Origin of the sequence: Bartonella sp. TT119HLJHH, assembly GCF_042193385.1 — a bacterium.
GTDB lineage: Bacteria > Pseudomonadota > Alphaproteobacteria > Rhizobiales > Rhizobiaceae > Bartonella.
Genome location: NZ_JBHILS010000001.1, coordinates 1 through 16564, shown reverse-complemented (window position 1 = coordinate 16564; position 16564 = coordinate 1). Strand labels below are relative to the sequence as shown.

Genomic DNA, 16564 nt, shown 5'->3' with positions numbered 1-16564 from the left:
CTATTAAAAAGTTTTCTACTAAGATAAAAGTACACATTCAAATGTATTTCAATTTTACTGGAAGAAGTTATAAAACAATATACTAAATTAACTCTATCCCTTGCAAAAAACAACCAATAAGCTTAAAAGTTAAAAAAACAAATCACCACAAAAAAATTTACTTTCTTAGGAAATGTAAAAGAGCAAAACGCATTAACCTTAAAAACAACTTCTTTATCTTTTCAGTCAGGTACTAAATTTTTGAATACATTTAGAAAAAACAGCTTTAAAAGGCTCTATAGCGTTTAAATGTGTCTTTTTTGTGTTTATAGTTATTTCTTTCATTGGGGAGTTCATTATGAAAAAATTATATACAAAATTAGCAGGGAGCGATTTAAAATTTTCTCGTTTTCCTTTTATTAAAGTCCTATCCTTGACTTCGATAGCGGCACTTTTAGCCAGTATTTCCCCTGTTTTTTCGAATAATTTGGATTCTTCTAGTTCATCACAGGAAAATTATTTAACAGCGCTGAATGTTGCTTTGACATCCAAGGTAAGTGTTGCTGATGACTATGAAAATTTTTTAACCAAAACTCTTACTGGTGTAAGCGATTATAGTCCTATAGTGAATGTTTTGGCAGAAACCAGCGATTCGATACGTTCAATTGATATGAATGTTGGAAGTAAAAAAATAACAAGAGCAGCTTTAACTCCAAGAGTTGTAAAGGGAGACCAGATAACTAGGGATGAGAATTTGGGTAATCCTCTCGTCTATGGTGAACGAGCTCAGGGAGAAGCTCATGATGCTATTGTTTACGGGCAGGTAGCGCAGACGAAGGCTGACCAAGGGATTGCTATCGGCTTAACTGCTTTAGCTGGTAGTAGTAGAAATACTAAAAATAGCATTGCAATCGGCTCTTCTCTAACCGATAGTTATGATGAAAAAGAGAGAACAGCTTCATTAGGTGATTTTTCAATAGCCTTCGGTAGTAAAGCACATAGTTATGCAAATGAAGCGATTGCTATGGGGTACAATGCATATGCACAGGAGCAGGCGCCGCAGGGAATTGCTATAGGCGCTAGCTCTAATGTGACGGTTGCGGAAGGTGTTGCTCTAGGAAGCAATTCTATATCCGATAGGGCTGCTGGTGAGTTTGGCTACACTCCTTTGTTGCAGGGTCCTGCAACAAACATCGAGACACAATGGAAAAGTACGCGGGGCTCAGTTAGTGTTGGTGATGATAGTAAGGGTATAACCAGACAAATTACAGGCGTAGCTGCTGGTTCTAATGTTACCGATGCAGTGAACCTTAGACAGTTGCAGGACTTAGAACAAGTTGTAAGACAAAACGGTTGGAAATTCTCTGTTGGAGATAAAAATGCAACAACTGTTCTTATGGATAGCGCGGTAGATTTTTCCGCTGGAAGTAGCAACCTAAATATTACAAAGGGCGAAGATGACAATAAAGTAAAATTTGATCTGGCTCAAGACATTACGTTAACAAGCTTAAAAGCAGGTACAAATACCTTCGATGCCACGGGCTTAGTAGTTACTGATGGTCCGAAAATAACCACCGGTGGTATTGATGCTGGAAATAAAAAGGTAACGGGTGTTACATCTGGTGATCTTAGTGCAGATTCACAAGAGGCGGTAAATGGTAGTCAGTTGAATGTTGTAGCTACCCATATAGCTGGATATTTAGGCGGTGGTGTTAAATTTACGAATGGTCAATGGGATAATCCAGAGTTCAAAATTAAAACTTTAAATCCTGAGACGAGTGAGATTGAAGAAGAAAGTTTTCCAAATGTAGCAAAAGCCTTTGAGGGTGTGGGTAAGTCTTATGTAAATCTTCACAATGAGATTAAAAAAGCCGCTGATGATAGTGTTTTTAAATGGCATGCCGAAACGGAGAGCATTACAATTGCTGCCAGTGAGGGAAAAGGTGGGCAAGAAAGTATTGCTATAGGTAAGCTTTCAAGTGCAACTGCCGACAATGGTATTGCATTAGGTGGTTCTGCAAATGTATCTGGTGAAAATAGTATCGCATTAGGTGGTTTTGCAAATGCATCTGGTGAAAATAGTATTGCATTAGGTGGACTTTCAGCCGCAACAGCTAAAAATAGTATGGCATTAGGTTCAAATGTACAAGTACTTCCTGAGGGTGGTGTTGCTGTGGGTTATAAATCTGTTTCTCGTAACTCAGTGTCCGCAGTTGGCTATGATCCTTCCATAGGGAGCCAGTCAACGGATGATGGTGTGATATGGAAGAGCACTCAAGGAGCTTTTAGTGTTGGTGATACTCCGAATAAGATAACACGACAGCTTACAGGTGTAGCAGCGGGTTATGCAGACACTGATGCCGTCAACATTGCACAGCTGAAAAAATTAAGAGAATTTGTAGCACAAGGGTGGACACTTTCTCTTAATGATAAGGCTGTTTCAAACTTTCAGCCGGGTGATATATTAAATTTGGTTTCTGGAAGCAAAAACTTTGAGATTAAAAATAGTGATACAACAGACAATAAAGACAAAAAAATAACATTTGATTTGGCACAAGATGTCACATTGAACAGTGTAAAATTAAAAGGCGTCACTTTAGATAAAACGGGATTAACCATTGAAAATGGTCCCAAAGTAATAGCGGATGGTATTGATGCTGCAGGTAAAAAAATAACAGGTCTTGCGGGTGGAGATCTTAGCACAAATTCGACAGATGCCGTTAATGGTGGTCAGCTTCATACAATCACTGGAGATTTATCAAGAATTTTAGGTGGAGATGTATCCTTTGATGGAAAAAACTTTAAAGTACCAGGGTATAAATTATCGAATATTGATAAAAAAGGTGAAGTAACAGATAAATCTCATACCGATGTTGGTTCTGCCTTTAAAGGACTTGATGATAATATCAAGAATGTGAATGCTCGTATAAAGGAATTTGAAAATGACCTCTCTTCGAATAGTTTAAATTGGGATGGCAGTGTAGGTGATGGTGGTGCCTACAATGCTGCTCATGGTGAGAAGGGTGCGAGCAAGATTGTTAATGTCGCTGATGGTAAGGTAGAGAAAGATTCGCACGAAACTATAACAGGTTCCCAGCTTTATGCACTGGGCAACAAAGTTGCAGAATATTTTGGCGGCGATGCTACGTATGAGAATGGCGTATTGAACAAACCAACCTTCAAACTCAAAGTTTTCAACTCAGAGAGCAATGAAATTGAAGTTGAAGAAAAAACCTACAATAATGTAGCGGAAGCCTTTGACGGAATTGATAAGAATTTCCAGACTGTGAATAAGAATGTGCAGAACATCGTTAATGATTTTAATGACAAAGTCACGAATATCAAAGAATCTGTCCAAGGCGATGCTCTGTTGTGGGATGGTAAAGCACAATCCTTTGTAGCCAAGCATGGGGAAAAAGATGGAGAAAAGGAAAACAGCAAGATCACATCGCTTGCCGCAGGTTCTATAATATCAGCTTCGAGTGATGCGATTAATGGCGATCAGCTTCATACAATCACTGAGGATTTATCAAAAATTTTAGGTGGAGGTGTATCCTTTGATGGCAAAAACTTTAAAGTACCAGAGTATAAATTATCGAATATTGATGAAAAAGGTGTTGTAACAGATAAACCGCATACCGATGTTGGTTCTGCCTTTAAAGGACTTGATGACAATATCAAGAATGTGAATGCTCGCATTAAGGAAGTCTCAGAAGGAGTTGCACAAGATTCTTTATCTTGGAGCGATGCTGACAAAGCTTTTGTTGCCCAGCATGGGGAAGGTGATGACAGAAAGGCAAGTAAAATCACATCGCTTGCTGTAGGAGATATTACGAAAGAATCGATGGATGCCGTAAATGGTTCTCAACTTTATTTACTGGGCGATAAGGTTGCAAAATATTTTTCTGATGACGCTGAATATAAGGATGGGGAATTGAAAGTTCCTGATTTTAAGCTAAAAATTATCAATGATGATGGCACTGAAGCTGAATCAAGCTATAAGAATGTATCAGATGCATTTTCAGGTGTGGGTAAACTTTTCACAAAGGTTCAAACTGCGATCAGCGATGTAATCAGTAATTTGCTTGTTACGAAAAATGAAGATGTTATCAACATTGGTAAAGGAGTAGAAGGTAGTGAAATCAATATCGCAAACAAGGGTGGTAAGGATCGAACTCTTTCTGGTGTAAAGGCAGCAGAAAAAGCCAATGAAGCTGTGAACAAAGAACAATTTGATAAAGGTTTGAAGGATCTTTCTGATACCCTTCTGTCGGATAGTTCTTCTGTTGTTCTTTACGATAAAACAACAGATAATCAAACTGATTATACAAATGTAACTTTTGGGAAAGGGAAGGATGCTACACCTGTTGCGCTCCATAATGTAGCCGCCGGATCGATTGCGGAAAACTCAACGGATGTTATCAATGGAGGGCAGGTTCACATCCTTTCAATGGATATAGCGAAATTGTTGGGTGGAGATGCTGAATTTAAGGATGGTGCTTTTAAAGGGCCAACTTATAATTTATCCAGTATTGATAAAGGTGGCGAAGTAACAGATAAACCGCATACCGATGTTGGTTCTGCCTTTAAAGGGCTTGATGACAATATCAAGAATGTGAACGCTCGCATTAAGGAGGTCTCAGAGGGAGTTGCACAAGATTCTTTATCTTGGAGCGATGGTGACAAAGCTTTTGTCGCTCTGCATGGGAAAGGTGATGACAGAAAAGCAAGCAAGATCACATCACTTGCGGCTGGCTCTATAGTATCAGGCTCGAGTGATGCGGTTAATGGCGGACAGATTTATGATCTGAATCAGTCGCTAGCAAAGTATTTTGGTGGTGATGCTAAATATGATGGTGATGGCTGGGCGCTTCCAGGTTTCAAGATAATGACTTTCCAAGAAGATGGAAGCTTTGAAGAGGAGAATTATGATAGCATTGCAGCCGCGTTTGCCGGTGTAAATAAGGTTTTCAAGAATCTTCATAATGAGATTTCAGACAACATTGAGCAAAATGCGTTGTTGTGGAGTGATGATGCAGGTGCGTTTGTAGCACAGCATGAGAAAGAAGGTAACAAGGAAAACAGCAAGATCACGTTCCTTGCGAAAGGAAAGATATCAGAAGATTCGACGGATGCGATTAATGGTGGTCAGATTTATACACTTCAACAGACATTTGCCTCATATTTTGGTGGAGGAGCTGGTTATGATAAGGAAGGAAACTGGCAAGGCCCCAAATTCCACGTTCAGGTCTTTAATAAGGATGGTACGAAAGGTGATAAAGAGGAGCGTAATAATGTCTCTGAAGCATTTGATGTTGTTAATGACAGCATGAGCACTATCAATGATCGTATAAAAGAAGTTGAAAAGGGTACCTCTTTGAATAGTCTGAATTGGAATGAAGAAAAAGGAAGTTATGATGCATCTCATGTGGATTCTCAGGGTGTTAAGAGTCCAAGTAAGATTATCAATGTAGCGAATGGTAAGGTAGACAGAGATTCAAAAGAAGCAGTGAATGGAGGACAGCTTTGGGAAACTCAGCAGATGATTACAGATCAGGTCAAGGATATTGAAAATAGAGTTACGGAGGGATCTGTACAATACGATAAAGATAAAGAAACGGGAAAAAAGACCAATAAAGTTAGCTTAGTTGGTGGAGATGAAAGTTCTCCAGTATTAATAGCCAATGTAGCCGATGGAAAGATAGAAAAGGATTCGAAAGAAGCGGTTAATGGCGGTCAATTAAAAGATAAGATGGATTTTGTGCTTGAAAGTGCCAATAAGTATACGGATGAGCAAATTTCTCATCTTGTAAAAGATGGAGTTAGTGGGGCTAATTCGTATACGGATATGAAGTTTTCGACATTAAGTTATGCTGTTGAGGATGTTCGAAAAGAGGCAAGACAAGCAGCAGCTGTTGGTTTAGCGGTAGCTGGTTTACGCTATAGTGATATTCCTGGAAAATTAACAATCGCATTTGGTAGTGGTTTATGGCGTAGTCAATCTGCTTTTGCTTTTGGTGCAGGTTATACTTCAGAGAACGGTGATATTGGTTCCAACTTGTCAATTACCACTTCTGGAGGTCACTGGGGTATAAGTACAGGGGTTAATGTGATACTCAACTAATAAACGACTAAATCCATAAAATTGATTTGCCTTTTTCTTATTTAAGAAAAGGGCAAATTTTTTACTTTCTTCCAGAACTCTCTAAAGCTATTCTAAATGTATAAAACTCCCGTAATTATATAAAATCCGAATATAAAAAGCCTATGACAACTTTTGTTGAGAATAAAAGACCTTAATGGTAAAGATTTAAAAAATTGATTGCTATTATTTTGATTTATTAAAATGCTTCAAGAAATGTAAATACGAATATACCCTTTATTAAAAGAAGACAGTTTTAGCTTTTATTTTCGTATAGTTTTAAACGTATGCTTTATAATGCAACGCTCTACAGATATGCAACGTACTCCAAACACAAGTATTGCTTTAGGGTAGTGGAGCGCAAACGGAAAAAGAATGGAGCGTTGCTGTAGGCAATATGGCTCATGTTTTAGAGAAAAGCAGTGTCGCAGTAGGTGGTGAATATAATAAGAAGAGCGAACACGGGGAAAATGATTATACTCTTTCGAAGAGTGATTATTCAACAGTAGTAGGAGCTGTTTCTAAAGCTTTAGAATATGGTTCGATTGCTCTTGGTCACTCCGTGCATATGCATTTGCTCAAGAAGCTATTTCTATGGGCTTCTATTCAAAAGCAAAAGGGGGTGGAAGTATCGCTTTAGATTCCTATTCTAAAGAAAGTGATGGTTGATGGGGGGCTAATGGGGACAACTCTGTGTCTGGTAGGACTGCTGGCGTTTTTGGGGATACGTCTGTTCTGCAAGGACTGGCTAAAAACACCTAATCTCAATGGAAAAGTACGAAATTTGCAGTAAGTATTGGTATTCCTAGTAAGAACATAACGCGACAAATTATAGGCGTAGCAGCTGATAGCAAATCTGCCGATGCAGTGAACCTGAGACAGTTGCAAGATTTAGAAGAAGTCATAAGAAAAAAAGGGTGGAAACTGTCTATTTCTGGTGAGGCAGCTAAAGATATGGGTGCTAGATAGTACAATGAATTTTTCATCGGGAGGAAGTAACTTCAGGGTTAAAAGAGATAAGGACGATGAAAATAATCTCATATTTGGTTTTGCGAATGATATAGCATTGAAAAGCATAACATTAGGAGAGAAAACAACAGTCGATGCAACAGACTTAGTAATTACTGATGGTTTGCAAATAACCACCGGTAGTATTAATGCGGCAAGTAAAAAAGTAACAAATATTGCAGAAGGAACTAGTAATACTGATGCAGTAAATTTTTCACAACTGAAGGGAATAAAAGAACAAGTAGCAGTGAGTATTTTTGTAAAACAGGATACAGCAACGAGACACATTACTATTAGTAAGGATATAGATGGGGCATTTTAGTAAAAAGCTTTCATAAATCCTCTTATGAAATAAAAAAATCTTATTCACGAAAAATAAACTGATGCCTAAGCGGATAATCAATAGGCACAAAAAATTATACCTTTTTCAAAGAGATCAAAGCTAAAAACGACACAAAACCTTTGATAGAAAAACGAAATCCATTCTAATATTAAGTATTTTTTTACCTTCCTCAAATTGACTTTCACGAACCCGCCCCTAGTTACCCTCTAAAGACACTGTAGAAACAACAGTTTATGTCTTAATTTTATTTATGTCCTAAAACACGCTGTAAAAGCAGGAACACGCAAAGAAAATAAGAAAGCTTTAGAGTTCTAGAGCATACCTTTTTTGTGTTTTTAATCTATTATTATGAAGGGGGTATTATGAAAAAATTATATACTACACAAAATCTGCGTGATTTGAGTTTTTCTCGCTCACATCGTCGATCATCATTGTTTAAAGTAGCTTCGTTGGGAACTGCGGTTGCCTTGTTTTTATCGAATGCTGCTCCTGTTTTTTCAGCAAATCTCGATTTAACAAAGGCATTTCTTGAAAATGTGAAGAATGCCGCTGTAGTTTATCCGCAAAGTACTATTTCTGCGTATGATGATTATAACAGTGGTATAGATGGTTATAATTCTGTAATAAATGTTTTAACAGCCGACGGAAAATTTGCATGGGAAGATGCGCAAAACATCTTCACAGCGAATGGCACGCTCGTTTCTGATTCAAAAAGGGATAAGAGGGCTAAAAAAGCTGTTGTTTTAGATCCAGAGAAATATACGGCAAAAGAGAAAAGTTTTACTATAAACTCTATGGCTCGCGCTTCAGGGCTAGACGGTATTGCGATAGGTTCCGTATATGATAATCAAGATAGCATTGAGGAATATACATTCGCGAATGGTTACTCTTCAAAAGTGAGGGTTGATGGTAATGGAGCTATTGTTATAGATAAGAATGCTGAAACGCGTGCGGCTGAAACGCGGGCGTATGGCAATGTTGTTCTTGGGGACGGTTCTTCGACTACATCGCTTGCTGGCGCTAGCAGTTACAGTCCTATCGAGCTAAGCGAAAAAAATAAAAACAGTGAGGTATGGAAAAGTACTGCGCATGCAGCGACTATTGGTGATTATAAAAATAAGGTAACACGCCAGCTTGAAGGAGTGGCTGCTGGTAGTTATTCTACCGATGCCGTTAATGTTGCACAGCTAAAAGCGTTAAAAACTTACGTAGATCAAGGTTGGAACCTATCCGTTGGGGGTGAAAATGCTAAAGCCGTTGGTATAAAAGATACTGTAGATTTGTCAGCGGCAAGTGGCAACCTTACGATTATAAAAGGTGAGGAAGACAATAATGTAAAATTTGATCTAGCTAAGAATATTAAAGTGGAACGAGTTACCGCTGGAAGAAGCTCTATAAGTGATGATGGCATTCTGTTTGCTAATGGGGCTGGTATAACTGTGGATGGTATTAATGCTGGCAATAAGCAGATTACAGGAGTGGCAGCTGGGGAAGAACCTGATGATGCAGTGAATTTTGCGCAGCTACAAGAGATAAAAAATCAAATAGCAGCAAATAGTCTTGTTAAGCAAGATGGTGGAGAAGAAGGTCGTATCACCATTGGTATAGAAACAGGTGGTTCTGAAATCAATGTTGCAAACAAATCGGGTGAAGATAGGATAATTTCCGGTGTGAAGGCTGCTGTAAACAATAACGACGCTGTTAATAAACAACAGCTCGATGGTCAGATTGCAGATGTTGTTGACACTATAAAAAGCAATAGCCTTGTTAAGCGAGAAGAAGAGACAAATCGTATCATCATCGGTAAGGAAATAGAAGGCACAGAGATTAATATTGCAAACAAATCAGGTGATGCTCGTGCAATTTCCGGTGTGAAAGAAGCAGTTAAGGATGATGAAGCCGTTAATAAAAAACAACTTGATGGTGAAATTGCAGATATCACGGACAGTATTAAGGTCATTAAAGAAGCAAATAACTTTGCGGTTCTTTATGATAAAAATGCAGATGGCACCATTAATTATAATAGCGTGACTTTGGGTGGTGATAAGACTACGGCACCGGTTGCTCTCCATAATGTTAAAGATGGCATGATTGCGCAAGGATCGCATGATGCAATTAATGGTAGCCAGATTGAAAAAATATCCCGAGATGTAGCAGTCATTTTTGGTGGTGATGCGGACTTTCACGACGGTATCTTGTTTGGTCCGCACTATCATTTATCGCACATTTCTGAAGATGGTGCAGCAGTAACTAAGGACCATAATAATGTTGGTACAGCTTTGACAGGGCTTGATGACAATATCAACAATGTGAATAGCCGCTTAACACATGTAGCTAATGAGTTTACTCAGAAAATTGATGGTGTCTCTAAAGATTCTCTGTTGTGGAGTAATAATGAGCAGGCATTTGTAGCGCAGCATGGAGCAGACAAAGAAAATAGCAAAATTAAATTTCTTGCCAATGGAGACATTTCTGCTAATTCAACCGATGCGGTAAATGGTTCACAACTTTTTGTTACTAATCAGAATGTTACCACTGTTACAAATAATCTGACAACAATTGCTAAAAATATATCAAAGTATTTTGGTGGTGGTGCAGACGTATCTAACGGTAAGGCTCCCACTTACACTATTCAGGGTAAGCCACATAATGATTTTGAATCTGCTTTTAGTACTGTTGATAATTCTATCACGAATATACAAAATCAGATTACGAATGCGACAAAAAACAGCCTCGTTAAACAAGAAGAGAATGAAGGTACTATCACCATAGGTAAGGCAACAGGTGGTATAGAAATCAATGTTGCAAATAATGCAGGCAACGATAGGACGATTTCTGGTGTGAAGGCAGCTGTAAATGCTAATGACGCTGTTAACAAAGCCCAGCTTGATAAAAGTATAGAGATGATTTCTAATGATATTAATCTCACAAGTGCTGCTGCAGTTCTCTACGATAAAGAAAACGGTGCCATTAATTATGGTAGCGTAACTTTAGGTGGGGTAGATAACCAAGACCCTGTTGCTCTCCATAATGTTAAAGATGGCATAATTGCGCAAGGATCGCATGATGCAATCAATGGGAACCAAATTAATAAAATATCTGGAGATATAGCAAATTATTTTGGTGGTGGTGCGTCATTCAAGAATAGTGCCTTTAAAGGACCAAAATATAGTTTATCTGTTATTGATACAGATGGTCAGATGGCAAAAGCCAACTATTATGACGTTGGGTCAGCTTTGACAGGTCTTGATGCAAATGTGAAGAGTGTGAATACGCATCTGACGAATGTGGTAAACGATGTTAATGAAAGAATCACGAATATTACTCAAGAAGTTAAAGGGGACGCCTTGTTGTGGAACGGTGATGAGCAGGCATTTGTAGCACAGCATGGAGAGGGAAGAACCAATAGCAAAATTAAGTTTCTTGCCAATGGAGACATTTCTGCTAATTCAACCGATGCGGTAAATGGTTCACAACTTTTTGTTACTAATCAGAATGTTACCACTGTTACGAATAATCTAGCAAAAATTTCTCAAAATACATCTCAATATTTTGGTGGTGGTGCAGATGTATCTAACGGTAAGGCTCCCACTTACACTATTCAGGGTAAGCCACATAATGGTTTTGAATCTACTTTTAATGCTGTTGATGCTTCTATCACGAATATTCAAAATCAGATTACGAATGCAACAAAAAATAGCCTCGTTAAGCAGGAAGAGAATGAAGGTGCTATCACCATTGGTGAGTCAACAGGTGGTATAGAAATCAATGTTGCAAACGAATCTGGTGATGCTCGTACAATTTCCGGTGTAAAAGCTGCAGAGTGGAGTGATGAAGCTGTTAACAAAGCCCAGCTTGATAAAAGTATAGAGATGATTTCTAATGATATTAATCTCACAAGAGCTGCTGCAGTTCTCTACGATAAAGAAAACGGTGCCATTAATTATGGTAGCGTAACTTTAGGTGGGGTAGATAACCAAGACCCTGTTGCTCTCCATAATGTTAAAGATGGCATAATTGCGCAAGGATCGCATGATGCAATCAATGGGAACCAAATTAATAAAATATCTGGAGATATAGCAAATTATTTTGGTGGTGATGCCTCATTCGAAAATGGTGCCTTTAAAGGACCAAAATATAGTTTATCTGTTATTGTTGAAGATGGTCAGATGGCAAAAGCCAACTATTATGACGTTGGCTCAGCTTTGACAGGTCTTGATGCAAATGTGAAGAGTGTGAATACGCATCTGACGAATGTGGTAAACGATGTCAATGAAAAAATCACGAATATTACTCAAGAAGTTAAAGGGGACGCCTTGTTGTGGAACGGTGATGAGCAGGCATTTGTAGCACAGCATGGAGAGGGAAGAACCAATAGCAAAATTAAGTTTCTTGCCAATGGAGATATTACTGAAAATTCAACCGATGCTATAAATGGTTCGCAACTTTATCTTATGAGCAACCAATTGGCTGCGTATTTTGGTGGTGGCGCTGGCTATAATAATGGAGAATGGACTGCTCCTACTTTTAAGATAGTACAATTCAAGGCTGACGGGAGCTCTGGTGAAAAGAAGAATTATCATAACGTTGCCAGTGCTTTTGACGGCGTAAGTGAGAGTATGTCTAAGATAAACGACCGCATTCAAAATGTTGAAAACAATGTCTCGTCCAATGGTTTAAATTGGAATGAACAGAAAGGAATGTATGACGCTAGTCATAAAGGTAAAGCGAGCAAGATTGATAATGTATCTGATGGTAAAGTTGAAAAAGGCTCAAAAGAAGTTGTAAATGGAGGACAGCTATGGGAGACGAACAAGAAGGTCACAGAAGTTGAAAACAGGGTAGACACAATTGAAAACAGAGTAGATAATATCCATCAACATATACAAGATATTGAAATTTCAGTCGCAGATGGTGCGGTTAACTATGATAAAGATGGAGAAGGAAACAAAACTAATAGGATCACTTTAGAGGGTGGAGATTCCAGTGAACCTGTTTTAATTGATAATGTTGCGGATGGCCGTATTGAGAAGGACTCGAAAGAAGCGGTGAATGGTGGTCAACTGCATGATTACACTCAGCAACAGATGAAAATTGTTCTCGATGATGCAAAAAAATATACGGATAGTCGGGTGGATAATATTGTTATTAATGCCATTGATGATGCTGTTGATCGGTCTGACCGATATACAGATATGAAGTTTAATATTTTAAGTTATGATATTAAGAGCGTACGGAAAGAGGCAAGGCAAGCAGCCGCCGTTGGTCTAGCAGTATCCAACCTACGTTACTTCGACGAGCCAGGATCTTTGAGTGTCTCATTTGGTAGCGGCACATGGCGTGGACAATCCGCATTTGCCCTTGGTGCTGGTTATACATCTGAAAACGGAAAAATTCGCTCTAATCTCTCTGCCACGAGTGCTGGTGGTCATTGGGGCATAGGTGGTGCAATTACTCTGAAAATAAAATAATACGAATAACGAAAACAGAACAAAACATTCCCCCTTATTTATTGAAATAAGGGGGAATATTTTTTTACAGACGCACAGTATTTATCTAGAGATAAGCATAATATTTGATGAGGCTATAAACTGTGAGGTTTTATAGAAGATTTTTCTATATTTTGTTGAAAAAAGATCACAGTAGAATCCATATTGCTAAAAAGTTATATTTTTATGTTGCTATTTTCATGAACAGCCTATAGCAATATGGGAGTGTATATTAGTAAGACTCATTTTGATAAAATAATTCAAAGGGGGAAAAGTAGTGCGTAAAGATAAAAGGTACACCACAGGACCGCGCATATATCATTATATGATATATTAAAAAGAAAAAATCCAACTAAAAAGCCAGTTATCCAAAGAAAACTATATTCCGGACATATTACAATTTCTTTTTACTTTACTTATTATTAATAAAACCATGCTTTCTAATAAAAATAAAGTCTATAGTTAGGAAAATACATACTAAAACCTAGTACAAAGGATTTTATAGTAACCACTACCAAGTAAAATGTAATATTAAATATAAAGACCCCTTTTTAGTTAGAAAAAACAGCACACTAAAAAACTTAGACTCTAAATGTGTCATCTTTATGTCCACAAAACATAATCAAAAAGACAAACATTTAGGTCCCAATACAGAGAGCACAAACAAAACAAGACTAAAGACTCAAAATGTTCACACTCTAAGCAATGATCGTCTACTCTGAATTCCAAAGAGATCAATAATGCTAAAATGTGTCTTTTTTATGTTTTGGAGGTGTTTTTAAGTTTTTTCATTGGAGAGTTTGTTATGAAAAAATTATATGCCCCACAAGCTGCGAGTGAATTAAAACGTTCTCGTTTTTCTTTTGTTAAAGTTCTTTCGTTGGCTACAGCGGCTACATTCTTATCGAATGTTACGCCTGTTTTTTCAGCAAATCCTGATTTTAGAAACACGTTTCTTGAAGGTGTAAAAAGTGCCGGTGTGTCTTATCCACAAAGCCTTCTCTCTGTTGCTGGTTTGAATGCTTCTGATGATTACGCAAATTTTTTAACCAAAACCCTTTCTGGTAAGAGAGATAAGAGTCCTATCGTAAATGTTTTGACAGAAGGTAGCCGTTCTGCGCGAGTTGGAAATGTTGGTGATAAGAAAGTGCCACAGCTTACAAGAATAGCGGTTAACGATAAAAGCATGAGTGCGGATAATATTGCTGTGCGAAAATTGCCAAAAACATTTGTTAAAAAAGGGTGGATGCTGCCTGTTGAGGACGATAATAGTGATGATATTTTGCTGTCTGGCGTTAATCGTTTAGCAAGGAGGGTGAGTACGTATGCAGCTAATGAGGATATAAAAATAGGAAACAGTCCGAATGCGCATGGCGTGAGGATTATTGCTATTGGTAGCAACATACAGGTACATTCAGGACGCGACGATTATGAATCTGTTATTAATATCGGCAACAGTTCGCAAACCTCCGCTCCTGCTACCACCGTTATTGGTGGAAGGGCACGTGCGGAAAAGTGGACCGGTGTTGCGCTAGGTTACAATTCTGTGGCCGATAGGGCTAGTGGTGTTTTGGGCTATTCTCCTAATAAGAAAGCGAATGCAACAGGTGCTGACGCTCAATGGAAGAGTGTTTATGGTGCCATGAGTGTTGGTAATCTCAGCGAGAAGGGAACGCGACAAATTATAGGGGTAGCAGCTGGTTCTGAACTGACTGATGCAGTAAATGTTGCGCAGATAAAGTCATTACAAAATTACGTAGATAAAGGTTGGCAGCTGTCTGTTGGTGGTGCAGATGCTACAACTATTGGTATAGAGAGCAAGATCGATTTATCAGCGGCAAGTGAAAATCTTCAAATTAGCAAAGGCAAAGATGACAATAATATAAAATTTGATCTAGCTAAGGAAATCGCAGTCAATAAAGTAAATGTAGGAAGCAGTACCTTAGACGCAACGGGCTTAGTGATTGCCAATGGTCCGAAAATAACCACCGGAGGTATTGATGCTGGAGGTAACAAGATAACTGGAGTGGCAACGGGTACTGAAAGCACCGATGCGGTGAATTTTGCACAGCTAAAAGCAGCACAAGAAGCAGCGGTTATAAAAGGTTTAAAAATTAACACTACTGGCAAAGATTTTGCAGATCCTATAGCTGATGCAGAAAATTCAGTCGCTCTTGGTGCTGGCGCAAAAGCTGATGGCGAATCTGCGTTGGCTCTTGGTTACGGCGCGAAGAATTACGCAGAAAAGGGGATTGTTCTTGGTTACAATGCATCTGCAGCAAAGGAGGCGCTGTATAGTATTGCTATAGGTAGTGAGGCAAAAACGTTTAATCAGCATTCGATAGCTATAGGTACTGAGGCACAGGTAGAGCAGGGGGGGAGCCGTGGTATTGCTATAGGTTATCAAGCGCGGGTATCAAAGGAAGTGGATAGCATTGCTATAGGCTACATGGCTCATGCTTTAGGCAAAGACAGTATCGCGATAGGTTCCGAATATAATGAATCGATTGCGCCAGACGATCATACAATTGCAAAGGCTGATTATTCAACGGCTGTTGGTTCTGTTTCTAAAGCTTTGGAATATGCTACGACTGCTATAGGACATCGTGCAAAGTCAGCCGCAAAGAATGCTACTGCTTTGGGTTTTTATTCAAAAGCAACGGCAGAAGGAAGTGTTGCTCTAGGAAGCGATTCTGTATCTGATAGGGCTGCCTCTGCTTTGGGTTACACTTCTTTGTTGCAGGGTCCTTCACAAAGCGCCGAGGCGCAATGGAAAAGTACGCAGGGCGCAGTTAGTGTTGGTAATTTGGATAAGGGTATAACGCGACAAATTACAGGCGTAGCAGCTGGGAGTGAATCTACCGATGCAGTTAATCTTGGACAGTTAAAAGATTTGGAAGAAGTCGTAAGAAAAAACGGTTGGAAATTGTCTGTTGGCGGTGAAAATGGCGAGACCGTTCTTATAGACGATGAAGTAGATTTTTCTGCTGGAAGTACAAATCTCACGGTTACAAAGGGCGATAAAGACAATAATATAAAATTTGATCTCGCTAGGAGTGTCATAGTCGATAAAATACAAACAGGAAACAATATCTTAGACGCAACAGGCTTAGTGATTTCTGGTGGACCGAAAATAATCATTTCTGGGATAGACGCTGGGGGTAAAAAGATTACAGGAGTGTCGGATGGCACTGGAGCGAATGATGCAGTTAATTTTTCACAGTTAAGCAAAACCAATGAGAGTCTTTCGTCCACAGCGAGAAATCTGGAAACGGCTATGGTGAATACATCAAAATATTTTGGTGGAGGTGCAGGAGTTGCTGGTTCTGACATGACGGGACCAACTTATGACTTATCTAAGATTGATACAAAGGGTAATATAACAGAGGGCTCTTTTAAAGATGTTGGGAGTGCATTTACTGGTCTTGATGCAAATATCAAGAATGTGAATGCGCGGATTAAAGAAGTTTCTGAAGGAGTAGCGCAGGATTCTTTGTTATGGAATGATGAAGCAAATGCCTTTGTAGCGCGTCATGAAAAGAGAAAAGAAGAAAAAGGCAGGGCTGTAAGAACACAAGAAAACAGTAGAATTACGTTTCTAGA

Annotated in this window: 4 protein-coding genes and 1 pseudogene; all 5 read left to right on the top strand. The window is 38.7% G+C overall.

The window, feature by feature from the left end; translation table 11 throughout:
• The first annotated feature begins 337 nt into the window (after positions 1 to 337).
• Positions 338 to 6103 carry a YadA-like family protein gene (locus tag ACFIJL_RS00025; RefSeq protein ID WP_375621939.1) on the top strand — a complete coding sequence of 1922 codons (5766 nt, stop codon included), beginning with the start codon at positions 338 to 340 and terminating at the stop codon, positions 6101 to 6103.
• Between the two features lie 415 nt (positions 6104 to 6518).
• Positions 6519 to 6761 carry a hypothetical protein gene (locus ACFIJL_RS00020; RefSeq protein WP_375621938.1) on the top strand — a complete coding sequence of 81 codons (243 nt, stop codon included), beginning with the start codon at positions 6519 to 6521 and terminating at the stop codon, positions 6759 to 6761.
• Positions 6762 to 7079: 318 nt separating this feature from the next.
• A complete protein-coding gene (locus ACFIJL_RS00015) occupies positions 7080 to 7451 on the top strand; it encodes a hypothetical protein (RefSeq protein ID WP_375621937.1) in 372 nt (123 codons plus the stop codon).
• A 383-nt stretch (positions 7452 to 7834) separates the two neighbouring features.
• On the top strand, positions 7835 to 12943 hold the full coding sequence (locus tag ACFIJL_RS00010) for a Vomp family autotransporter (protein WP_375621936.1): 5109 nt from the start codon (positions 7835 to 7837) through the stop codon (positions 12941 to 12943).
• 823 nt (positions 12944 to 13766) lie between these two features.
• Positions 13767 to 16564, top strand: a pseudogene (locus tag ACFIJL_RS00005) (hypothetical protein); the annotation flags it as partial.

Excerpts from the sequence above, each read along its gene's own strand:
- ACFIJL_RS00025 (WP_375621939.1), top strand. The coding sequence starts at position 338 with ATGAAAAAATTATATACAAAATTAGCAGGGAGCGATTTAAAATTTTCT.
- ACFIJL_RS00020 (WP_375621938.1), top strand. The coding sequence starts at position 6,519 with ATGGCTCATGTTTTAGAGAAAAGCAGTGTCGCAGTAGGTGGTGAATAT.
- ACFIJL_RS00010 (WP_375621936.1), top strand. The coding sequence starts at position 7,835 with ATGAAAAAATTATATACTACACAAAATCTGCGTGATTTGAGTTTTTCT.